This is a genomic window from Dyadobacter ginsengisoli DSM 21015 (assembly GCF_059568735.1).
This window is the reverse complement of the sequence record NZ_JCANTY010000008.1, coordinates 263,657-286,746: the sequence shown is the minus strand read 5'-3', so window position 1 is coordinate 286,746 and position 23,090 is coordinate 263,657. Positions and strand designations below refer to the sequence as shown.

At 51.6% G+C, this 23,090-nt stretch carries 23 protein-coding genes; 12 read left to right on the top strand and 11 right to left on the bottom strand.

What is annotated here, in order from left to right:
• Nucleotides 1-70 precede the first annotated feature (70 nt).
• From BP71_RS28825 to BP71_RS28810, 4 genes are all read right to left on the bottom strand, one after another.
• Nucleotides 71-1,078, bottom strand: coding sequence for a hypothetical protein (locus tag BP71_RS28825; RefSeq protein WP_496385058.1), 1,008 nt, complete (start codon nt 1,076-1,078; stop codon nt 71-73).
• A gap of 47 nt (nt 1,079-1,125) precedes the next feature.
• Nucleotides 1,126-2,109 carry a bestrophin family protein gene (locus tag BP71_RS28820; protein WP_496385057.1) on the bottom strand — a complete coding sequence of 328 codons (984 nt, stop codon included), beginning with the start codon at nt 2,107-2,109 and terminating at the stop codon, nt 1,126-1,128.
• A 128-nt stretch (nt 2,110-2,237) separates the two neighbouring features.
• Nucleotides 2,238-3,032 carry an alpha/beta fold hydrolase gene (locus BP71_RS28815; protein WP_496385056.1) on the bottom strand — a complete coding sequence of 265 codons (795 nt, stop codon included), beginning with the start codon at nt 3,030-3,032 and terminating at the stop codon, nt 2,238-2,240.
• Between the two features lie 42 nt (nt 3,033-3,074).
• On the bottom strand, nt 3,075-4,082 hold the full coding sequence (locus tag BP71_RS28810; protein WP_496385055.1) for an alpha/beta hydrolase: 1,008 nt from the start codon (nt 4,080-4,082) through the stop codon (nt 3,075-3,077).
• 356 nt (nt 4,083-4,438) lie between these two features.
• Here BP71_RS28810 and BP71_RS28805 point away from each other — a divergent pair, with 356 nt between their 5' ends.
• The 6 genes from BP71_RS28805 to BP71_RS28780 are packed head-to-tail and all read left to right on the top strand — an operon-like array spanning nt 4,439 to nt 7,533.
• A complete protein-coding gene (locus BP71_RS28805) occupies nt 4,439-4,762 on the top strand; it encodes an ArsR/SmtB family transcription factor (protein WP_496385054.1) in 324 nt (107 codons plus the stop codon).
• Nucleotide 4,763: 1 nt separating this feature from the next.
• Nucleotides 4,764-5,231 carry an SRPBCC family protein gene (locus BP71_RS28800; protein WP_496385053.1) on the top strand — a complete coding sequence of 156 codons (468 nt, stop codon included), beginning with the start codon at nt 4,764-4,766 and terminating at the stop codon, nt 5,229-5,231.
• A gap of 7 nt (nt 5,232-5,238) precedes the next feature.
• Complete coding sequence (locus tag BP71_RS28795) at nt 5,239-5,616, top strand: DoxX family protein (RefSeq protein WP_496385052.1); 378 nt, start codon at nt 5,239-5,241, stop codon at nt 5,614-5,616.
• 22 nt (nt 5,617-5,638) lie between these two features.
• The gene (locus BP71_RS28790; RefSeq protein ID WP_496385051.1) at nt 5,639-6,304 is read left to right on the top strand and encodes a DNA alkylation repair protein; all 666 of its coding nucleotides are present in this window, start codon (nt 5,639-5,641) and stop codon (nt 6,302-6,304) included.
• Between the two features lie 43 nt (nt 6,305-6,347).
• Complete coding sequence (locus BP71_RS28785; protein WP_496385050.1) at nt 6,348-6,914, top strand: DUF4256 domain-containing protein; 567 nt, start codon at nt 6,348-6,350, stop codon at nt 6,912-6,914.
• Between the two features lie 28 nt (nt 6,915-6,942).
• On the top strand, nt 6,943-7,533 hold the full coding sequence (locus BP71_RS28780) for a YdeI/OmpD-associated family protein (RefSeq protein WP_496385049.1): 591 nt from the start codon (nt 6,943-6,945) through the stop codon (nt 7,531-7,533).
• On the opposite strand, the gene BP71_RS28775 is transcribed toward BP71_RS28780, so the two are convergent.
• From BP71_RS28775 to BP71_RS28745, 7 genes are read right to left on the bottom strand one after another with little or no spacing between them, the layout of a single operon-like run.
• The gene (locus tag BP71_RS28775; RefSeq protein WP_496385048.1) at nt 7,519-9,069 is read right to left on the bottom strand and encodes an AMP-binding protein; all 1,551 of its coding nucleotides are present in this window, start codon (nt 9,067-9,069) and stop codon (nt 7,519-7,521) included. The two genes, BP71_RS28780 and BP71_RS28775, sit on opposite strands and share 15 nt — an antisense overlap.
• Nucleotides 9,070-9,121: 52 nt before the next feature.
• Nucleotides 9,122-10,132: a hypothetical protein gene (locus BP71_RS28770; RefSeq protein WP_496385047.1), complete on the bottom strand. Its 1,011-nt coding sequence runs from the start codon at nt 10,130-10,132 to the stop codon at nt 9,122-9,124.
• Nucleotides 10,129-10,800, bottom strand: a complete 672-nt coding sequence (locus BP71_RS28765) for a hypothetical protein (RefSeq protein ID WP_496385046.1) — start codon at nt 10,798-10,800, stop codon at nt 10,129-10,131. Before BP71_RS28765 ends, BP71_RS28770 begins: the two co-directional genes overlap by 4 nt.
• A gap of 20 nt (nt 10,801-10,820) precedes the next feature.
• Entirely contained in the window at nt 10,821-11,918 is a 1,098-nt protein-coding gene (locus BP71_RS28760; protein ID WP_496385045.1) for a DUF3419 family protein, read from the bottom strand.
• Complete coding sequence (locus tag BP71_RS28755) at nt 11,915-14,512, bottom strand: PEP/pyruvate-binding domain-containing protein (protein ID WP_496385044.1); 2,598 nt, start codon at nt 14,510-14,512, stop codon at nt 11,915-11,917. The genes BP71_RS28760 and BP71_RS28755 overlap by 4 nt, the downstream gene beginning before the upstream one ends.
• A complete protein-coding gene (locus BP71_RS28750) occupies nt 14,512-15,483 on the bottom strand; it encodes a UbiA prenyltransferase family protein (RefSeq protein ID WP_496385043.1) in 972 nt (323 codons plus the stop codon). Before BP71_RS28750 ends, BP71_RS28755 begins: the two co-directional genes overlap by 1 nt.
• Nucleotides 15,480-16,757, bottom strand: coding sequence for a hydroxymethylglutaryl-CoA reductase (locus BP71_RS28745; protein WP_496385042.1), 1,278 nt, complete (start codon nt 16,755-16,757; stop codon nt 15,480-15,482). Before BP71_RS28745 ends, BP71_RS28750 begins: the two co-directional genes overlap by 4 nt.
• 211 nt (nt 16,758-16,968) lie before the next feature.
• Here BP71_RS28745 and BP71_RS28740 point away from each other — a divergent pair, with 211 nt between their 5' ends.
• From BP71_RS28740 to katG, 6 genes are all read left to right on the top strand, one after another.
• On the top strand, nt 16,969-18,555 hold the full coding sequence (locus BP71_RS28740; RefSeq protein ID WP_496385041.1) for a SulP family inorganic anion transporter: 1,587 nt from the start codon (nt 16,969-16,971) through the stop codon (nt 18,553-18,555).
• Between the two features lie 75 nt (nt 18,556-18,630).
• Nucleotides 18,631-18,960: an ArsR/SmtB family transcription factor gene (locus tag BP71_RS28735; protein ID WP_496385040.1), complete on the top strand. Its 330-nt coding sequence runs from the start codon at nt 18,631-18,633 to the stop codon at nt 18,958-18,960.
• A 55-nt stretch (nt 18,961-19,015) separates the two neighbouring features.
• Nucleotides 19,016-19,576 carry a DUF6428 family protein gene (locus tag BP71_RS28730; protein WP_496385039.1) on the top strand — a complete coding sequence of 187 codons (561 nt, stop codon included), beginning with the start codon at nt 19,016-19,018 and terminating at the stop codon, nt 19,574-19,576.
• Between the two features lie 21 nt (nt 19,577-19,597).
• Nucleotides 19,598-20,008, top strand: a complete 411-nt coding sequence (locus BP71_RS28725; protein ID WP_496385038.1) for an arsenate reductase ArsC — start codon at nt 19,598-19,600, stop codon at nt 20,006-20,008.
• A complete protein-coding gene (locus tag BP71_RS28720) occupies nt 20,008-20,505 on the top strand; it encodes a GNAT family N-acetyltransferase (RefSeq protein WP_496385037.1) in 498 nt (165 codons plus the stop codon). Before BP71_RS28725 ends, BP71_RS28720 begins: the two co-directional genes overlap by 1 nt.
• Before the next feature lie 223 nt (nt 20,506-20,728).
• A complete protein-coding gene (gene katG / locus BP71_RS28715) occupies nt 20,729-23,005 on the top strand; it encodes a catalase/peroxidase HPI (RefSeq protein WP_496385036.1) in 2,277 nt (758 codons plus the stop codon).
• Nucleotides 23,006-23,090: the final 85 nt, after the last annotated feature.

The following is a 23,090-nucleotide window of genomic DNA, read 5'->3' as shown; positions in this document are numbered from 1 at the left end:
CTTTTTAACCAAAGACGCGCTTTTTGAGTTAGCGGGCAGGATAATTATTACAAAAAACCATTATATGTCGTTACTGGTAAAGGAACATCGTTTCCTCCTCCTGAAGGTCGTCAGCCCACTGGTCAATATAGCCGATCAGCGCGTTTTGATCCAGATCAGCCCCCTGTTCGCTACGTGATCCGAAAACGATCAGGCCTAGTGCCAGGCACCGCACGATATCGAGCTGGCGCACAAAGCCGATACAAAAACCCTCCATAAAGTGTTCCCTGGCGTCCGCAGCTATTTCCAAAGAAGGTGCCATTTTCCTGCGAGCCAGAAGCAACTGTGTCTGTCGGGTAAAAAGCATCGCCTGGGTGGAGGAATAAACCAGCAGCCGGTCGACATTAATGGTCCTGAAAATTGAAATGTACTTCCGTTTCAAATCCGGGAAAGTCTGATTGGCTACATCGCTGTACGCGTGCACGCCATTGAGTACCATCCAGAGCTTGATTGCCTCACCCTCATCCAGGGCAATGGTCACCTGCCCGTATTCCGAAAAATCGGATATGATATCGATGGCTTCCTCCACCTGGAAAGAGCGTTTGTCGAGTGGGTCGCCGAGGTAAAAGACAAAATCGCCCCCTAGTTTCCCGGCAGGCTTCAGGACATCCCGCAGGAGTGTCCTCCAAAGATCCGATGCGCCTGGCAGATTAGACCAATCATGAAAAGCAACGGTCCGGCAGTTACGCAGGAAAGGTTGTAAGACCCCGGAAACCGCGTCACTCATCAGAAACGCCTGTTTATCGGCGTCACTACCGGTTTCGGGGATCTGTTCGCTGAGCCTGAACAGCGGTTCAAGGTCCTGGCGGTCGCGCAACGTCACGCTCCGGATGCCCAGCAGATGCAGGATTTCCGGCAACAATAACTCACGTATACCCAGCGGGTTGGCCTTAAAACCCTCACTGTGGGCATCTGACGGCCTGTCCACCCGGACACGTTTCAGATAGCAGCCGGATGAAACAGAAAACGCTTGCAATTGCAATCTCAGGTCCGTCAAAATAGGGCCGGGATTCAAGATTTCCAGGTTAAGTGCTTCCATTGGTGTTTTGTTTCAGGTTAAAAAGTTGGTCGTTTACACATAAAAATTCACAGGACGATGTTGTTTTGCGGCTTTAATTCTTCCGGCAAGTCGCCTTCTCCCAACATCTCGCGGAGTTCGATATTGAGCTGCTGGCTCATTTGCGAAATCGGCACGTCGTTGGCGCTTCCCTCGAAAGGGTTCTCCGTACTTTCCCCGACCTGTTCGAGCGAAATGTACATCCATGAGATGAGCATGCTGAAAGGCACCGTCAGCCAGGCCATATAGCCCTGAAGAGGGGCGGTCACCATCTCATTGAGCTTATCGAAATCCCCGACGATGCCAAAAGGCAGCATGAAGCAAAAGGTCCAGACGAAAATGTGGTTGATCACCGCATATTGTCTGGGGTAGGGCGAATCTTTCAGCTGTTCGCTCTTTCCCTGTATCAAATAAAAATCTTTCACCATCCGCTGCAATTCGGCATATTGAGGCGCAATCACCTCGGCGCTATCGTTGAGGCCTTTTATCGCCCGGCTCTGCAAACCCAGAATGGCGGAAGCCTTGTTTCTGGAAACGCGGACCGTTTCCAGTTCATAATCGGACAAGTACTGCTTCAATTCGCTTTCGAGCGGTTTGTTCCGTTCGGGAATGTGAAAAAACCGCTGGTACTCCTGGTTATGCCTTTTGTCGACACTTTCCCACACCCGCTCCTCCCGCAGATAGTAGCGTAATGCCGCCAGCCAGGCCAGATGGCGGTATATCAATTCCCTGCTCTTGCCGGGATCGTTCAGAAAATCCAGGCTAATGATACCCCAAAACCGGCTCAGGCTCAAAATATCCGTCCATATCCGCTGGCCCTCCGCTGCGCGGTTGTAGGTCTGTGCATTTTTAAACCCGACCGTAAAGGCCGTCGCGGTACCCAGCAGCGCCACCACCGGCCAGGGAATCGTGAGCCATTTCAGCCGGCAAACTTCATGGAGCACCACGGGTATGAGCCCCAAAACAAAAAGGTTGTATGTGTTCCGTCTGGTCCACATCAGAAATTCTTTCAATCGATAAGATTTACCTATGTGCATGGTATGTTTTACTATTCATTGTTATTCTTTCATTGCAGATAAAAGTCCCGGCCACCTTGTCGACGAAGTGAAAGGTGGCCCGGGAACCTGGTAAAATCATGCTGTTATCGGGCCGTCAATCCTTTGCCGCCCGCCTGAGCAGCCGCCTGCACGATGAACGAAGCGACCTTTGCGGGTTGTGACAGCATCGGTACGTGGCTTGAACTGAGTTCAAGGGTCTGAGCATTGATTTTCCTGGCCAGCACCCTTTGCAGTTCCGGGTTGATCATCCGGTCCTTCCCACCGACGACGTACCAGGATGGCTTTTCATGCCAGGCAGCCTTTGAAACCTTTTCCTCCGTTGTAAATGCAGCCCATTGCCCCTGAGTCGCCAAAATCAGCCGGCGCTCGGCGACAGGTAAATCCTGAGCAAAATCTTCGTGAATACCCTTGGGCGTCAGGGACAAAAAGCCGGAAGCGTCCACCTGAACCTGCTCATTTCCCGGTGCAGGCGAAGCAGTTTTCGCCAAATCGTTCAACGACTCCCCATTGCCCGGCGCGAACGCTGCAACATATACGAGCCCCGCAACCTTAGGATCGTTGCCTGCTTCCGAGATCACCACGCCGCCCCAGGAATGCCCCACCAGCAGAACAGGGCCATCCTGCAAAGCGATAATGCGTTTTGTGGCGGTCACGTCGTCGGTGAGTGACGTAAGCGGGTTCTGGACCGCCGTTACTTTAAAGCCTTTTGCTTCCAGGAGCGGGATCACTTTCGACCAGCTTGACCCGTCGGCAAAGGCGCCATGGACCAACACGATATTTTTTATCCCTTTGGTCTGTGCCTGCGCGGACTGTTGAGAAACAAGCGTCAAAAACGCGGCCGCGATCATTCCGATAATAATGGTATTCAGTTTCAACATGATTAATGGATTTTAATAGGGAAAAATTCTGATAAACTATAATTACCGGCCCAGGTACTTTTTCAATTCGGCGCCGATCTGTACCACCAGCGACCGGACAGCCGGTAACGTCGCCAGCCCATTGAGCAACCCGAAATCGTGGATCATTCCGTTGTACCGCACTGTCGTAACGGGCACACCAGCCTCGTCCAGTCTGCGTCCGTAAGCTTCGCCCTCATCGCGCAAGATGTCGTTTTCCGCCACCTGGATGAGTGCCGGGGGGAGGTCTTTCAGCTCTTCCAATGTTGCCTGCAACGGCGAGGCATAAATCGATTTACGCTTTTCGGGGTCCTCGATGTAAAGGTCGTACATCCATTTCATCAGGGAAGTAGTCAGAAAGCGGTCCTTCCCAAACTTCCGGTAAGATTTTGTCTCGAAATCCGCATCGACGATCGGCCACATCAGTACCTGCAGTTTAATGTCCGGACCGCCTTTTTCCTTAGCCATCAGGCAGGTTACGGTGCTCATATTACCACCCACGCTATTGCCAACAATGGCCAGCCTGCCCCCGTCGACATTGATCTCTTCACCATGTGCGGCGACCCATCTGGTGGCGGCATAAATCTCATTGATCGCTTGCGGATAGCGTGCCTCGGATGTACGGCTGTAATTCACAAAGACAGCAGCCATGCCCGACTCTACGACCAGGTCGCGGACCAGTCGGTGATGCGTAGGAAAGTCACCGAGTATCCATCCCCCTCCATGAATGAACATGAATACGGGCAGGGTTTCGGTCGCCCCTTCCGGCCTTACTATGTGAAGATCAAGCGTATAACCGTCACTGGTAATGGTTTTCAGGTCAATTTCAACCCCCGAAACGTCGACTTTGACAGACGCCTGTGCATTCGCGAGCCCCATTTGTGCATCTGGTAGCGGCAACGTTTCCAGCGCAGGGGCGCCCGAGCTGTTTAAAACGTTAAGAAACGCTTTTACTTCTTTGGAAAGCGCCGGATCTGTCGCATAGTCTTTGATCCATGGCTTCGGCTGCTTTTCTTTTTTCGTCTTCTTCATTGTTGGATCTATTGATTGATTGAATGTTTACTACTGTATTCACGGTTGCCCATATTCACTTTAATGCTTTCGGCCGGACAGGCTAATCAACTGTATCACCAATGAAATCTGTCCGACGGTTATAATAGAGCAATCCGTGTGCCAATTATTTAAATTACTGAATAACAGATAATTACAATAAATAAACAGGTCGATTTTATGACGATATTTCGCTAAACCACTTCTTATAACTCCAAATACCGCTCAAATCCACGGTACTTTTTCAAGCCGGCGGCGGCCGTGTTGATCAAAAAAAATGCAGAAAAATTTGCGTAGTTAAATAACTACATATATATTCGTAGCCAAATAACTACACAATGAACCTGAGACGAGACGTATTTCAAGCCATCGCAGACCCGACCAGACGGGCAATCCTGTTGCTGGTCGCATCGCATGCCATGACGGCGGGAGCCATAGCCTCCAATTTTGACACAGCAAGACCTACTGTTTCAAAGCACCTGCAGATACTCACTGAATGCGAATTGCTGGAACAGCAACAAAACGGCAGGGAGATTTACTATCAAATCAACGCTAAAAAAATGAAGGAAGTAGCTGACTTTATCGAGCCGTTTCGTAAGATGTGGGACGATCGCTTTAACAAACTGGAAGACATTATGAAAAACTACAAATCAGAGAAATAGTATGGAACGAAAAACAAAAATCCACGCCGAGGAAGGCAAGCAGGACCTCGTGATCACCCGGGAGTTTGAGCTCCCGTTGGAGTTACTTTTCAAGGCATATGAAGATCCCGATATTGTTTCACAATGGATGGGGACAAAAGTGGTGAAACTGGAAAATAAAAGGCACGGCGGCTACCGGTTCGAAACATCAGACCCGGAGGGCAATGTGGTGTTTCAGGCGAACGGCACCGTCCATGAATTTCTGCCCAATCAGAAAATCACCCGGACTTTTGAGATGGAGAACACCCCCTTTCCTGTCCAGCTGGAATTCCTGGAATTTGAAAAGCTCACTGCCGACACCAGCAAGCTGACGATGCATATCGTATACAGGTCGGTGGAATACCGCGATCAAACCCTCAAAATGCCTTTTGCACAAGGCATTAACTATGCGCATAACCGCTTGCAGGAAATTGTAAACAAGTTAAAATAACACGGTCATGACAAAAAGAAACAAGATTATCTACTGGATCGCTACCATCTGGCTTGCACTCGGAATGACGTCCACCGGCGTCGTGCAGTTTATCAAAATGAAAGAAGAAGCAGATATGATGGCACATTTGGGCTATCCACTCTATTTTTTAACCATATTAGCTGTCTGGAAATTTCTGGGAGTCGTAGCCATGCTGGTCCCCAAATTTCCGCTGGTAAAAGAATGGGCATACGCAGGCTTCTTTTTTGCGATGTCGGGCGCCGTTTTTTCCCATTTCGCCAGTGGAGATGATGCCAAAGAGTATTTTGGGCCGATATTGTTACTGGTTCTGACTGCGGTGTCCTGGTATTTCAGGCCAGCGGACAGAAAGCTCAGCGCTGTTTAAACTACAACAAATCCTATCTGTTATGACGCTCAAAGAAACGCTCACCCGGCTTGAAGCACTTGGTCATGAAAAGATGCGCGCCTTTAACACGAAAAATGGTGCGGGACCCAACCAGTTCGGCCTTAAAATGGGCGATATCCGTACCGTGGCGAAGAAAGTCAAAATCAATCATTCCCTGGCACTGGAACTTTGGGATACCGGCAACATCGACGCCCGGTTGCTGGCAATATTGATTATTGACCCTAAAAGGTTGTCACGCGCTGAATTGGACACGATGGTGAGATCTGAGCGGTTCGTGCAGGTGGCCGACTGGCTGTATTCCAATGTGATCAAATTTCACCCGGACTCGGAATCGCTCCGAAACGAATGGATGAAGTCGGACCATGTGATGTGCGCCCGGGCCGGATGGAGCCTGACGAGCGGATGCGTGGCCAGAAATCCGGATGTTCTCGACCTCCCGGCGATCCTGGACAGGATCGAATCCGAAATGGCCGGCGCAGCCCCGGAAGTACAATGGACCATGAACTCCACGCTGGCCAACATCGGTATCCGGTTCCCCGAATATCGCAGCCGCGCCCTCGCGATCGGAGAACAATTAGGTATTTACAGGGATTATCCGGTATCCAAAGGCTGCACCTCCCCTTTTGCCCCGATATGGATCAATGAGATGGTACGCAGACAGGCATAAAGGACATGATTATCAATACATTGAAAATAAAATAATCAACAACATGGCTAACAACAAAAAAGAATTACCGTCGGAAAGACGTGACGAACTGCTCAACATTTTGAAAACGCGTTTTGAGAAACATATGAGCCGGCATAAAGGGGTGGAATGGAGCAAAATACAGGCAAAACTGGAAGCCAGCCCCGAAAAGCTGTGGTCGCTCAATGAAATGGAGGAAACCGGCGGCGAACCGGATGTCGTGGCTCACGATCCCCAAAAGGGCGAATACGTTTTTTATGATTGTTCGCCGGAAACACCCAAAGAACGGAGAAGTTTTTGCTACGACCGGGAAGCGCTGGACGCACGAAAAGCCAACAAGCCGGATGATAGCGCGATCGACCGGGCGGCAGAGATCGGCATCGAGCTCCTGTCGGAAGAGGAATACCAGGGCTTACAGCAACTGGGAAGTTTCGACACCAAAACGTCGAGCTGGTTGAAGACGCCTTCCGATATCAGGAAACTCGGCGGCGCGATTTTCGGAGATCGCCGCTTCGGCCGGGTGTTCATTTATCACAACGGCGCAGACTCCTATTATGCGGCCAGAGGCTTTCGGGGCTCATTAAAGGTTTGATCATCTTGCAAAAACAACTATTATGACGATGAAGAGAACGAATCCGAAGGTCGACGCTTACATGAGCGGAGCCAGAAAGTGGCAGGAAGAAATGGAGCATCTGCGAATGATCCTGCTGGACTGCGGGCTAACCGAAGAACTGAAGTGGAGCAAGCCTTGCTACGTTTTTGAGACGAGTAATGTCATCGTCATACAAGGATTTAAAGACTATTGTGCGCTTTTGTTTTTCAAAGGCGTCCTGCTGAAAGACCCCGATGATATTCTTGTCAAAACCGGGGAAAATACGCGGGTGGGACGCCAGATCCGCTTCACCGATGTGCGCGAAATCGTCCGGTTGGAGCCGGTATTAAAGGCCTATGTCCGGCAGGCCATTGAAGTAGAAATGGCTGGATTGAAGGTGGAACCTAAAAAGTCCGCGGATCTCGTCATCCCCGGGGAACTTCAGGATAAAATGGATGATATGCCCGCCTTCAAAACGGCCTTCAAGGCACTGACACCCGGGCGGCAAAGGGCATACATCATTTATTTTTCCGCACCCAAACAATCCCAAACACGCGTGTCGAGGATCGAGAAATGTGTGCTGAAAATTCTGCACGGAAAAGGTCTAACCGATCAATAGTTGTTTCATGGTCAGCATCGTTTTCAGTTTTTCGTAATCCACTTTCGAATGATGCCTGGGGTCCCGTGGCATCTTTTTTATCAAAACGACCTCTTCAATCGCCTCATGCACGGCGCTTATCGCCGCTTTTGCCTGATCCCGGACAGCTGATTCCCTGAGTTCGGCGACGGCGATGATTTTGCCTTTCCATAACAGGATCGTGCCTATTTCTATCCCGTCCAGGGTTTGGAAATGATTTTCAAACACGAATGTCGGCAATATCTGGCCGTGCAGCCGAACGAGTGAACTGCACCTTCCGGTTAGAAACAACCGGCCTTGCGCATCCAGGTAGCCGCTGTCCCCGGTCCGGTGCCAGCACTGTTCCCCGACAAAAATCTTGTTACGCATCGATGCGTCAGGATTACGCAGATACTCCCGCAGCACGTGCTTTCCGGAAACGATGATTTCGCCGATCTCGCCTTGGGCTACTTCCCGGTCTTCAAGCGCTTTCATATCGGCCACCGCAATATTTTCGTCTCTGATGTCAATAATTTTCACGCTGGCGCTGCCTTCCACTTCCCCGACTTTCAGTCCGCGGGCCAGGGCATTATCCTGCCTGTCTGTGAGCTCCTCCGCGGTGATGGAGCTGATCGGCTCGGCCTCCGTTGAACCATAAACAATACGGATGTCGGCGGAGGGAAATGCCCGGCGATAGCGCTCCGCCTCGATCGGGAAAACCGGGGCACCGCCTGTGAATATTTTCTCAATCCCGTTCAAAACCAGATCATTATCAATCAGATACTTCGACAGCTGGCGAAAGAAAAAGGGAGAGGCAATAATCGAATTGACTTCGTACCTGACAAGCTGGTCAGCTACCTTCCCGGGCTTCATCGACAGCGGCTTACGGGCATTAAAATCAGCGATCACCGACGTCACGCCTGCGCCGAGGTTGATGAGCAATACAATAGGCAAAACCGGCATGCAGATATCGCCGGGTTGCGGGCGGATCAATGGGGCCAATGCCTGAAACTGCTCGTACAGCAGCCCATGCGTGCGGATTGCGGCTTTGGGTATTCCTGTGCTGCCGGTGGTAAAAGTGATCAACGCAATGTCGTCTCTGTCGGTTTGCGGTAATTTCGCGGGTGTTTTGCGGGGGTCGTATTTCAATCCGAGTCGCAACGGAATCTGTCTTAATCCGGGCACAAACCAGGCCAGCAGCAAGCTTTTGGATGTGCCGATAAAAGCCCTGCATTCCGCCAGGCGGCAACACGCATTCAAGCGACTGATACTCACCCATTCATCGAGAAAAACCGCCACTGCGCCTATGCGCAGCAGCGCCAGCACGATGCGGTACAGGTCCTCGCTCATGGGCACGAACACGATGACGCGATCGCCTTTCCGGATCCCTTTTTCCAACAGGCCGGCTGCCGTGGCATTCACTGCCATTTCAAAATCACCAAAGGTTACCTTTTTACCTTTGTAAATCAGTGCCGGCTTTTCCGGATGCCGGCGGGCTGCTTCTGCGAAAAGATCGGCAGCATTAAAGCGGTCGGACATGACAGTTCGGTTAGCGTGATTTGTTTTTCCTGATATTCATTTTCATTGTCGTTCAAAGAATGTTCTTCCCATACAGCGCATAGTCCCTGTACCGCGTGCCCGAGAAATTCTCCGACAACTTTGTGGAAGTGCCCTGCTCATAGATAAACGAATGGATCGCGCTCGTGTAGCCCATCGCCACAGCCTTGCGGTACACCATATTACCAATTACGTGTCCCAGCCCGCGCCATTCGGGATCGGGATGTCGGGCCAGCGTTTTCACAATCAGCGACTTGCTTTCCAGATTGAAGTAGTCGTGCAGGCAGAAAAAGTATCCGACCAGGTTTCCCGATGCATCTTCCGCCAGAAGCGTAAGTTCGGGATTCATATATGCTTTGAAAGGGACATACTTTTTGACGAACGCCTCCTTGCTGATCGGTGTAAACAGAAAATTTGTCCTGAAAGCCAGCGCATTGAATGTATAAATACGCTCGACCTCCGCTTCAAAGTCCGATAAGTCAATGGGCCTGATGATTATCCCTTTTTCCCGCATCTCCCGCTCCCGGATCAGCATTTCAGGGTTATCAAAGTGCATGAGCCGGTCTATATTGCTGTAATAATGTGCAATAGGCTCAAAGCCGGCGTCAAGGAAATGGGTATTGTAATACAAATGATGCGGGTTCTCCGTAAAGAAAAGCGGATTTTCATCGCTGGTTTGAAAACGATAGCTTTCCCAGGTACTGCCGTTCATGGGCCCTATCAGGTATTTCCCGCCCCAGGATTTCACGGTCGAAACAATGTGGACCAACAATTCCGATGCATAGCAAGCTTGATCCCCACATTCATAATGGCCGATCGTGAAGGCATGGTCACCATTATATTTCAATGACGGATTATCATAAACACAAGCCCTCGCGACCGCTTTCCCGTTGTCGGTCAGCACGTAAAATGCCCTGAAAAAATCCAGCGGAATGGATTGGGAAGTTTTAAATCGGGGACTGTCCGGCGGATAAATAGCAAGCGGCAAGTCGCTGAACAAATGAAATCCAGGTTGCCCGGGAGCCGTTTCGATGATATTCATCATAAAACCAAAATGAGGGTTAATGCGACGCTCCCCGGAATCGTGACGTTATCCCACCCCCTCACGCCTATTGCTTCCGAAAACGTGGCGCAGAGCGGAATCAGGGTAAGCAGGCCGGGATGACCACTGAACACGGGCCCCGTGTTGTCAAAGATGTATGCGGTTATTGCCGTAACCAGTACAGCTGCGATCAAAAACGCGCACGATCCGGAACACGTTTTCCGGCAACCCCCAATCCGGTAGGCACCGAACGGGAATCGTTTTCCGGCAAATGCAGCGACCGGGTCACAGATCGCCAGGATCAGTACCGGAAGATAAAACACGATCAGGCCCTTCTCTGCAAATTGGAATATCAGAAAACAGCCGTAAACCGCAACTGGATACAAGATACTCCCAACTGAAAACCGGTCGATTCCATTGATCGAAGGCAGCAAACTGAACCGAAGACTCGCCAGCAGGATGATCAGAAAGCTGCCGCACAGGAACAACACCTGCCAGTGGCTGTGCAGGAAGACCGGGAAGAGCAAGGTAATGATCCCGGTACCGGTGTGCACGAGCTTGCGGGTCCATTCGGCTGCTACTTTTCTCCAGTGATACAGCCATTCCGCCAGCGCAAACAGTGCGAGAAAGCAGCAGGCCAGCCATAACGGGGCGAAAATTTCCTGTTTCATTTTCAAATCAAGCAAACTGGCTAATCTATTACTTTTTCGACCACAAATGCCTTATAAAAGAATCCCCGGTCGGTGGCCGACAACCGGTCGGCGTGCTCCCCGCAGTACGCAACGTGTGCAGGTAGCACATGCGAGACCCGCCGCGGGACCATGAGATTCCAATATGCGAGCGTGCCGTCCTTTTCCATCCCCGCTATCAGCGACTGTGCCGTCTGCCGGAACAAACCCATATCCATATATTCAAAAATATCCGAGAGGTTCATGCAGTGAAACTTGCCGTACACATCAATCGCGTCCTGTGCGAAACCTTCCCTCAAATGCAACCGCCCCATGTTAACCCGGATTTGGTCGTAGTTTTCCCGCAGCAGATAATGCGGCAGCAATTCGCCGAAGTTGCCCGTTAATGTGTATCTCAAAATAAAATTATCCTGGGCAGCCGCAGTGCTGAGGTGGTCGGCGGCTTTGTCAAAAATGAACTTTGAAACAGCCCCCTGAACGTGCTTCTGAAACTCGGGATCCCGGCCATACTTTCCCATTACATATTTGCTGAAGAAAATCCGGAACAGCAGTCGCCATCGCCAGGTATTCCATTTATCGCGGTAAAAAACGGTCTGCTCTTCTTCTGTTTTTGCGGCGAGCAAAGCCTCCGTGATCCTACCCGAATGGATCCAGGGCAGGATCCTCCCGCTGAATAGTTGAAAGTATTTTTCAAACTTCCCCTGATGGATCACGCCGTTCCGGATCAGGTGAAGGTTCGACTCCCAGTAAGCCCTTGCCGCACCGCCCAACTGGCTTTTCAGCGCCTGGAATGTTCCTTCACGGTTATCCGAGTCACGGAAACCCAGGAAAGCCAGCGTTTCTTCCCATTCCAGACTTCGTATAGAAACCTTTTTCAATTCGATCAGGAACAGCTGAATGCGGTTAATATCGACCGCAACCACTAGTTCGGGATTGGTCGACAACAACGAAAAACTGTTATCCCCTGCCGAGCCGATCGAAAGAATACGGCTGCCGGCTGCCGGGGAAAGTCCCTGAAGCAACACCCCGGCATCCTCCCAGCAGTTTGCATACCGGATGATCTCAAAATCGACACGCTCTGTTAAACGCTGTTTCGTCATTTGGAAATAATCCTGATTAAGCCCGTACTGCCATCCATTTCGACCTGGTCGCCGTCTTTCAGCGTTTTCAGCAAACCCGTTACACCCACAATACATGGTTTACCCATTTCGCGCGACACAATGGCCGAATGGCTCAGCAGGCTGCCCCGTTCGACGATAATGCCCGACGCACCCGGAAAAAGCGTAACCCAACCGGGGTCGGTACTGGAAGCTACGAGGATGTCACCGTGCAGGGAGGAAACTTCCCCGGGATCCAGGACGACTTTTACCCGACCCAAGATCCGGCCCGGCGAACAGCCGATGCCCTTCAGGTCTCCTTCGTGGCTATCAACCCGGCCGGTGCTGAAAAAGTCATTGCCCTGATAGGGAACGCCGTAAGTAGCAAACCGCTCCGACAACGACCCCGCTTTCCGGTAAGTTTCAAATTCGATTTGCCGCAGTGTGATTAACGCATGGAGGTCCTGGGTAACCGCTGTACCTTCTATATAGCTAAAAATCTCTTCTTTGGTAAGATAAAAAATGTCACGGGCATTGTGGATAATCCCGTCGGCGCAGAGCCGTTCGCCCATCGCCGCAAACAATTCCCGCACGATTCCAAAAGCCCGGGTTCGTTCATAGCGCAGGTTCTCCCGGGCGCTTACAAGCTCCCGTGTGTAACGCAACGTGAGGTTCAGTTTCCATCTGCTGAAAGCTTTGCCGCGTAGCTTGGCTTCCATTTCTTTTTCGGCCTTCGCCCGGATCGTATGCTCGCGTGCTCCCGAAAAATGCTCGCCGGTAATGCCCGCTTCGACATAGGATTTCAGGACTTTAATGAATTTGGGCGGATCCTGGCTATATGAAACGGTTTCAAGTTTCAGCTCGCCTACGCAACGCTCCCCGAAATCGGCAATGTACCGATCCACTTCGCTTTTGATACTGGCGTACCCCGGCTCTTTGACCAGCACTTCCCATAGCCGGTTTTCATTTTCCGACACAAAAAGGTCTTTCAGAGCAGGTGTAGCCGCAATCTGCGCGGCCAGCCTGATGCTCCGGTGCACTGGTTCCACCGAAATGATATCATTGCTCCCGCAGAGCAGGTCGTTGTGCATATTCGAATTGGTACCTGAAAGCCTCTCGCATTGCTTTTGAAGTAGACCAAACCATATCATGGCAAAAAAATCGTTCAGCAGCGGGGCTTTCCATTCGAGGAGCAGCTTACGTTCAAAGCTGAGATACAGGTGCATCAGCTCATGGGCACTCTTTTCCGGGAAGTGAATTGCCTTATACTCGGTGATCATCCCGTTCACAAGTTGCATGAATTCCCTCCTTTTCCCTGGCAGGGAAACAAACCGGGCCAACATTTGCACCGCCATACCGGCAATGCGCAACCAGGCTTTGCCCGCCGGCAAACGATAGCTTTCCGGGATATCGAACTGTTCCTTCACCCCCATCATCTGCTCCATGAACCGGGCATTGATGCTGTACCCCGGCAACATGGCCAGCATATGGTACCAGCTCCTGAGATTATAGTAAACCCTGCCATTGATCAAACCCAGTGTATTGGCAAATACCCGTTCGTTGGCTTCGATCACCTTTTCGCTGACGCCCAGGTAAGCACTGAATAGTTTGTATGCGACCTCATAGGACTTACTGATAAATGAAAATGTGAGCGGGGTCGTGACACCGGGGTACGACTCAATGATGTTGCTATTATCCCAAAGTACATATTCACCTGCTCGCCGGTCCGGTGTTTTCAAAGTGGTGATCGGCCTCGTCTGAAGCAGATAAAGTGCTCCTTCCCTAATGGCAAATTCAATGTCCTGCGGTGCATTTAACGCGTTGTGCAACTTGTCCAGGATTTCACCGATACGGTAAATCTGATCATCCGTCAATGCGGGCTGCTCCTGGCGGTCGTGTACGACTTCTTTAAAGATAACTCCCCCTTGCCGCTCGTCATCAAAAACCAGCCGATGCGTTTTGCGCACGGTTTCCGCAGCAATGACCGACCCGGTCAAAGTAAACTGGTCCGCATTCAATTCGCCTGACACCAGGCCCTCTCCTAACCCGAAAACCGCATTGATCACTTTCTGCTGAGGATGACCGGTAACCGGATTTGCGCCAAAGGCCACGCCGGCAGCATCTGCATCCACCATTTCCTGCAAGATGACCGCAATACCCCGCTGCCCCGAAATACCACGATGTTGCCGGTACTCCGATACCCGCTCCGAGAATGCAGACCGCCACACATCCCTGATGCGCTGTGCCAGGTTCCCGCGCGTTACGAAAAGGTAACTTTCCAGCTGCCCCGCAAACGAATAGGCAGCACCATCCTCATCAACAGCCGACGACCGTACCGCGAAATACAGGGTGTCTCCGAACGGCGCTGCAAGCGAGGCAACAAATCCGGGATCGATATGTACCTGTTCGATCCATGACCGGATCTCCTGATCCCCCGCGTTCCGGATGGCCTCGGGAATAAGGGAAAGTAGCGCCTCCCAGGGAATGACGACAAAACGGGGTACCAGCATGCCGATCGTTTTCAGCCGGAAAAGATTCGTTGCCTTGCCGCCGATGGTCAAGTTCTTGGCCTGGTCTGTTTCGGAAATGAAATGCATCAATGGATCAGCAATTTTGAGAGCATTGGCCCTCCGCCCAGTGTAAGATACATGGAGATGGTCCACAAAGCGGATGCATACTCGATCACCTTTGAAAGTTTACGGGTTTTTGTATTTAAAAACAGGATGCCGGGTAGCACGCAGAGAACGAAAATGATACCTAGAACGAGTAATGCCGTTTCACCATATCCTGCAAATACCGACGCCGCAATGCTGAGTAGCAGCGTAATTAACAATATCCCTACCCATAACCCGACCGCCTTCGGAATGCCCAGCATGGCCGTATAGGTCTGCACGCCTTCGGATTCCTGTTCGGGAGACCGGATTTTCCGTCCAATTTCGAGTACAATGCCATTCATGTACGATACCGCGAAGAAAAAGAACAAACCGGTCGGCGCTTTCACACCAGCCAGGAGCCAGTCGAGGCCGCTGGCGTATATATCGACAAGCGGGATGATGAACATATGCGAGGTTACGTACCAGAACTGGTGCTTTTTCAGCCAGTCGGCAATGAAAAACTCTTTACCCATCAGCAGCAGATAACCGATGACGACCGCGTAGATCAACAGCATTTTGGGAAAGAAATACCAATTCAGCAGCACTTGCGCAGCGGCCAGAACTGCGCCGGTGACAGCCAGTTCGCGGTACGAGATCAGGCCGCGCGGCACGGGGAGTTCCTTTCTGAATCGCGCATCGTCCCCGGCGTCTTTGAACTCATCGAAGATCCTGACCAGGAAGAAGAGCGTTATTGTAGTAAAAACCCCTACCACAAACGTCTTTGCATCTACAAAGCCATCCGCGCCCCGGCAAATGCGTGCATAGGATATGGCTGAAAAACTGAAAGCAGTCACCAGCAATCCGTGCCCCAGCACAGGAAAGCGTTCTTTCTGGTACCAAAAAAGTCTTTGCAGGAAAGGTGCGTTGTTTTCTTCGGCTCTGCTGAACTCGTTTCCCTGGATAGGCAACTTCATTTCTTCCTTCCGAATTTTTGGTGTGCTAATGAAAATTGCCCCGCCGAAAGCGCCGCCGCAATGGAGATTTCTCCTGCCAGTACCAAAGCCCCGCATATTTCGGCAAACTTTCGGGTCTTGCCGGCGCCGTAGCAGTCCATGAGTTCGAGGCATTCGCGCTGGGTGGGAAGCGAGGTGCCCCCGCCTACTGTTCCCACGATGAGATTGGGTAATGTCACCGACACATACAGGCTCCCGTCAGCGGTGTGCTCCATCCGGGTAATGCCTACCGAGGCCTCCGAAACGCAGGCAACGTCTTGTCCGGTGGCAATAAAGAGGGCGGTGAGTGCATTGGCATAATGCCCCTGTGCTCCGATCGACCCGCTTTGAATGGTACCGATGGTCGACGACCGCCAGTACTCCGCCATCATTTCCGGCGTTGTTTTCAATACTTCCTTTACGATACGTTCGGGCAGCGTAATTTCCGCGGTCACTTTTTTGCCCCTCACATTCGCAAAAGACTGCGAGGTGGCTTTCTTGTCCCCGGAGAAGTTTCCCTCAAGAAACCAGAATTGAGGCTGGACCGGCGCATTCCGGATAATATACTGGCAAATGGCATTGGTACAGATCGTCACCATGTTCTGCCCCGATGCATCACCGGTGTGGTATTCGAACGTCAGGATCAGATGATTTCCTTCGATGTTGGATTTCATATCGATCAGCTTCGCATACCGGCTGGCCGATTCGGTAATATTACTGAACTCGTCGATCTGTCCCAGGATCCAGACCAAAAATGTACCCAGGTTACCCAGGTTATCGAACTTAAAAACCGGAGACCGTTGCACACCGTCGATGAGGCAAACCGACGTGGCACCTCCCGCCAGGTAACACGCCCGTGCCCCGCGGTGGTAAGAAGCCAGTAAACTACCCTCGCTCGTCGCCAGCGGCACATAAAAGTCGCCCTTCGCCATCGAGCCCAGTACGGAAACCGGACCTACCACCCCGGTTGGCACCAGGGACATACCGATGTAATTTTCGATATTTCCTTCCAGGCGAGACAGATCGGAAAACTGCATTTGCCCGCTTAGAAAGGGAAATTCACTTCGGTTTTTCCTTAGCAAAAATGCGAGGCGCTTGCTGACGCCTTCTGCGGAGACAGGAATTTCAGAAGGCAGACTTTCCGGTGGTTCCTGGCTTGCAGGTTTGTTCTTAATGTCTTCCAATAATTGCTCAAGATCTTGCAGGGCACTCATGGCGCGCAGCGCCTTCATGGTAGTTTCGCTGGATGAAGACATGATGCTGATTTCTGGTTGATAGAAAAAGGGCTGACCACAATCCCGATGTGTTGAATCCGGAGCTACCGCCCTGTCGGCCAGAGCACATCAGATCCTAATTATAACGACTATTTCTCTTAAATCCGAAAGGCCGGTATATCGCAGCTGGACATTTCACCGGTCGCATGTCACCAGAGATTTCACAGGTCATCGCGGACTCTCCTCCCGTTTCATGACAATTCGCTACCTTTGCGGCCCTTTTATCCGGCATACAGATCATTACCAACTCGTGAAGGCGTATCTCAATCTATTTGATTTCAAACAAAAAGTAAATTATAAAACTGAGTTACTGGCAGGCATTACCGTCGCAATGACTATGATGCCCGAATCACTTTCGTTCGCCATGCTCGCGGGCTTCCCGCCGCTGGCTGGATTGTATGCGGCCTTTATAATGGGGCTGGTTACAGCGGTGTTCGGCGGCAGAGCGGGATTGATTTCAGGCGGTGCCGGCGCCACTGTGGTGGTTTTGATTGCCCTCATGCAATCGCATGGTATTGAATATGTATTTGCCGCAGTAGCCCTGGCGGGTATTACTCAGATCTTCATCGGGCTTTTCCGGCTGGCGAAATTCATCAGGCTTGTCCCCCAGCCGGTGATGTACGGGTTCGTTAATGGCCTTGCCGTGATCATATTTATGTCGCAGCTCAATCAGTTCAAAGCATCAGGCGGCGCCTGGCTTACCGGCCAACCGCTCCTGGTCATGGGCGCTCTTGTGGCATTAACCATCCTGACCATCATCATTTTCCCCCGCATCACGAAAGCAATCCCCCCCTCCCTGGCCGCCATTATCGTGGTGTCCCTGGCCGTACTCGGCTTGGGTATAGAAACCAAAACTGTGGGCGACATCGCGTCCGTCGCCGGGGGATTCCCGCCATTTCATATTCCGCAAATCCCTGTCAATATAGCCACATTCACGGTGATCGCTCCGTACGCGCTTGTCATGGCGGCAGTGGGCCTGACGGAAGGATTGCTGACATTAAACCTGGTCGACGAGATAACAGGAACCAAAGGCAACGGTAACCGTGAAAGCCTGGCGCAGGGCGCTGCGAATGTATTAAATGGCTTCTTTTTCGGAATGGGCGGCTGCCCGATGATCGCTCAGACGCTCGTAAACCTGAGTGCAGGCGCCAGGGCCAGGCTGTCCGGGATCATCGCTGCACTTACGATCCTGTGCGTCATCCTGTTTGGTGCACCACTGATCGGCAAACTGCCCATGGCGGCGCTAACTGGCGTCATGATCATGGTCGCAATCGGCACATTCGAATGGGCCAGCTTCCGGGTCATCAACAAAATGCCCAAACAGGATATTTTCGTCGGGGTCCTGGTTGCTGCCATCACCATTTTCCTTCATAACCTGGCCCTCGCCGTGCTGATCGGCGTCATTATTTCCGCATTGGTATTTGCGTGGGAAAGCGCCAAACGAATCCGCGCCAGGAAGTACACCGATGAGGCCGGAGTAAAGCACTATGAAATTTACGGCCCGCTTTTCTTTGCTTCGGTGAACGCATTTAATGAAAAGTTTGATGTGGTCGGTGACCCACCCCGTGTAATCATTGATTTCAAAGACAGCCGGATTGCCGATATGTCCGCGATCGAGGCCGTGAACAAACTTACCGAAAGATATAAGGTAGCAGGAAAGCAATTGCAGTTGAAGCACCTCAGCGACGATTGCCGCAGGCTTTTGAGCAACGCCGGAACCATTATCGAAGTGAATATCCTGGAAGACCCCTCCTACTTGGTTGCCACCGAGACCCGATAGTCCGTTTTAGATATTTATCAAAAAATTTATTCATCGTAATATTACAATATAAAATATTTCTGTTAAGTTTGTCGCATGGGTGTAACGAAAACAGAGATATTCACGGCACAGCAGAATCGGATCGCAGATCTGGCGAAGGCATTTGCACATCCGGCAAGGGTTGCGATTTTACAGTTGCTGATTGCGCGCAAAGCCTGCGTCTGTGGAGATCTGGTGGATGAACTGGCGTTAGCGCAGGCAACCGTGTCCCAGCACCTGAAGGAACTGAAAAGAATTGGCATTATTCAGGGTGAAATTAACCCGCCCCGTGTTTGCTATTGCATCAATCCCGAAGTTTGGGAAGAGGCCAGGCAGGCATTCGGCGGTGTCCTGGATTCTTTCGTCGCTGCTTCCTGCTGTAATTAAAACTACATTTTTTTGAACATATCAATCGTAATATTACATTATAACAATGAAGACAATGACAAATCAACCGAATCCCATGACCTGGCAGGCATTCAAAAGCAAGCTGGAACAAAATCCGGATCTCCATTTGCAATTTCAATATGAAGAAGGCAAGTTTGTAGACCGTTCCTTTCATATTACGGAAATCAAACAAGCTCCGATCGTTTCGGTCGATTGTGGCGGGGTTATGAACAGCTGGACCGAAGTGGTGGTACAACTTTGGGAGCCGCCGACCAGGGAGGCAGAACGTTCGATGCAGGTCGGCAAGGCGCTCAAAATCGTAAATCTCGTTGAAAGAACACTTCCGCTAAACCCGGCGGCAGTTGTTAAAATTGAATTTGGAAATTCAAAATTTGACACCCGTCAGATGTATCCGGGTGAATTTGTGACTGATGAGGATAGTTTCACAATTAATCTGGTTCCCGACTTAACCCAATGCAAGGCGCTCGGGCGCAACCAGGCGTGCGGCACGACAAGCGCCGGGGCCGTCTGCTGCGGACCTGCGCCGGTAGAAGAAGCGCCGGAAACTGTCGTGACAGATAGCACAGCTTGCAAGCCAGATTCGGGCTGCTGTTAACTATTAACCGAAATTGCGCTTATGAAGAAAATATTAGTGTTATGCACGGGCAATTCCGCCCGCAGCCAGCTCGCACAGGCGTACCTGCAATATTTCGCTGGTGACCGTGCAGTCGTATACAGCGCCGGCGTTGACCCCAAAGGAGTGAATCCGGCAGCCATACAGGTGATGACCGAAGATGGCATAGATATCTCGCACAACACGTCGAACCACGCCGATGAATACACCGGTATCTCGTTCGACTACGTCATTACCGTTTGTGACAATGCACGTGAACAATGTCCCTATTTCCCCTCGGCTGGCGAACTGATCCATCATAGCTTTCCCGACCCGGGACAGCCCGCAGAGGATCTGATCACTTCATTCCGGCAGGTACGGGACAAAATCAAGGCTTATAGCCGTGAATTTATCGATCAAAAACTCTCTCACTGATGGCATTCACAATACGCCCGCTCGATGTGCCGGATTGGCCGATGGTACAGAAAATTTACCAGCAAGGTATTGATACCGGTGAGGCGACCTATGAAACCCAAGCACCGGAAGCTGATGTTTTGCGCACGAAGTTTTTAGCGGCACCCCAGCTGGTGGCCGAAGCTAATGGCCAGGTAATCGGATGGGCAATGCTAACTGCCGTTTCCAGTCGATGTGTATATGGAGGCGTGGCAGAAACCAGCATTTACATCCATTCCGGGTATCGTGGCATGGGTGTGGGCCGCGCGCTTTTGGCCGCGCTGGTGCCGCTCAGCGAACAACAGGGCTTCTGGACATTGCAGGCCCAGATATTCCCTGAAAATAAAGCCAGTGTTGCTGTGCATGAACAGACAGGTTTCCGGCAGGTAGGTTATCGCGAAAAGCTGGGAAAACGCGATGGTATATGGCGGGATGTACTGTTGCTCGAACGCCGCAGTGCGGTGACTGGAAACGACTGACCGAAAAATCAAAGCATTGTGATCTACTCAAGGATCCACACTTCCTCCGTCTTCCTCTCCTGATTTTGGGCGCTATACTCCGGTAATCGTTGCCCGATATAGATGCCAACTATTGAAGTATAGAATTAATCGATTGTCATTATTTTTTCCAATAACATATCTTTATCGTCCTACACATCCGGCCCGTTCAGGAAAGGGTGATTAATCATGAACTTTAATGACAATGGAAAAAGACGCAAACGACATCAGTAAATGCCCGTTTCACAATGGCAGTATGAAGCACAATGTTGGCGGTGGCGGTACCCGGAATCGCGACTGGTGGCCCAATCATTTGAAAATGAACATACTGCGACAGCATTCGTCCTTATCCAATCCAATGGGAGAAGATTTTGACTATGCCGAAGCCTTTAAAAGTCTCGACCTCGAAGCGGTTAAAAAAGACCTTCATGCGCTCATGACCGACTCGCAGGACTGGTGGCCGGCTGATTTTGGCCATTACGGGCCGTTGTTCATCCGTATGGCATGGCATAGTGCCGGCACGTATCGCGTGGGCGATGGACGCGGTGGCGCAGGCTCCGGCCAGCAACGTTTCGCTCCGCTGAACAGCTGGCCCGATAACGTCAGCCTGGATAAGGCCCGCAGGTTGCTCTGGCCTATCAAACAAAAGTACGGCCGGAAAATTTCGTGGGCTGATTTGCTGATCCTGACCGGCAATATTGCCCTGGAATCGATGGGCTTTAAGACATTCGGCTTCGCAGGTGGACGCGCAGATGTGTGGGAACCGGACGAAGACGTGTATTGGGGTTCGGAAACCACCTGGCTGGGCGGTGACGTGCGTTATGCGCACGGCTCTCCCGGGGTTGTAGAGGGACATGGGGTGTTGGTTTCGGATGACGATGCCAACGGGGATACCCATTCGCGTAACCTGGAAAAACCGCTGGCAGCGGTGCAGATGGGGCTCATCTACGTGAATCCTGAAGGCCCCGACGGCAATCCCGACCCGATTGCTGCGGCCAAAGACATTCGTGATACGTTCGGCCGTATGGCCATGAACGATGAAGAAACAGTAGCCCTGATCGCAGGCGGCCATAGCTTCGGCAAGACCCATGGTGCAGCCCCTGCGGATCATGTAGGCAAAGAGCCGGAAGCTGCCGATGTCGAATTGCAGGGATTAGGATGGAGCAACAGCTACGGATCCGGTAAAGGTGCCGATACCATCACGAGCGGTTTGGAAGTTATATGGACAAAAACCCCCACCCGGTGGAGTAATAACTTCTTCGAAAACCTGTTCGGCTTTGAATGGGAGCTCACAAAAAGTCCGGCCGGTGCGCACCAATGGGTTGCAAAGGATGCCGGCGGTATCATCCCGGATGCCTTCGATGCTTCAAAAAAGCACGCGCCAACTATGCTGACCACCGATCTGTCACTGAGATTTGACCCCGCTTACGAAAAGATATCGCGGCGTTTCCTGGAAGATCCGGATGCATTTGCTGACGCCTTTGCCCGGGCATGGTTCAAACTGACACACCGCGACATGGGTCCCCGTGCGCGCTACCTGGGACCGGATGTGCCGGAAGAAGTATTGATCTGGCAAGACCCCATTCCGGCTGTCGACCACGCGCTGATCGACGAAAATGACATTTCAATCCTGAAACAAAAAATAGCAGCGTCGGGACTGAGTGTCTCCGAACTGGTTTCCACTGCCTGGGCGTCGGCATCTACCTTCCGTGGCTCCGATAAGCGCGGCGGCGCCAATGGGGCACGCATCCGGCTGGCCCCTCAGCGGTATTGGCAGGTCAACAACCCGACTCAACTGCAAAAAGTGTTGGGAGCTTTGGAAGGTATTCAAAGGGAATTTAATGGTTCACAATCGGGGGGTAAAAAAGTTTCCATCGCCGATCTGATCGTTCTCGCCGGCGGCGCGGGGATCGAAAAAGCTGCAAGAGATGCCGGACACGCGATCACCGTTCCTTTCACGCCTGGCCGCACGGATGCTTCGCAGGAACAAACCGATGTGGAATCGGTTGGCTTCCTCGAACCGCAGGCCGATGGTTTCCGCAACTACCGCAAGACGCGATTTACCGTTTCGACCGAAGAGTTTCTGATCGACAAAGCGCAACTGCTCACGTTGAGCGGCCCGGAGCTGACCGTGCTGATTGGCGGTATGCGTGTGCTGGACACGAATTTCGATGGTTCCAAACATGGCGTCTTCACATCCCGTCCCGGCCAGCTTACCAACGACTTCTTCGTGAACCTGCTTGATATGGGCACCGCCTGGAAAGCCGCTTCCCCCGACCGGGAGCTTTACGAAGGCAGTGACCGTGCGACAGGCGCCGCGAAATGGACCGCTACCCGCGCAGATCTCGTATTTGGTTCCAATTCGGAACTGAGGGCTATTGCAGAGGTGTATGGTAGCGCCGATGCCGGGGATAAATTTGTAAATGACTTTGTCGCAGCCTGGGATAAAGTGATGAATCTCGATCGGTTTGATCTGGCCTGATCAACAATAGTGGCAAAACTTCGCCCAAAAGGAGCCGTCTCAATGCATTTGGGACGGCTCCTTGCGTTTCCAGTCATTATTTTTT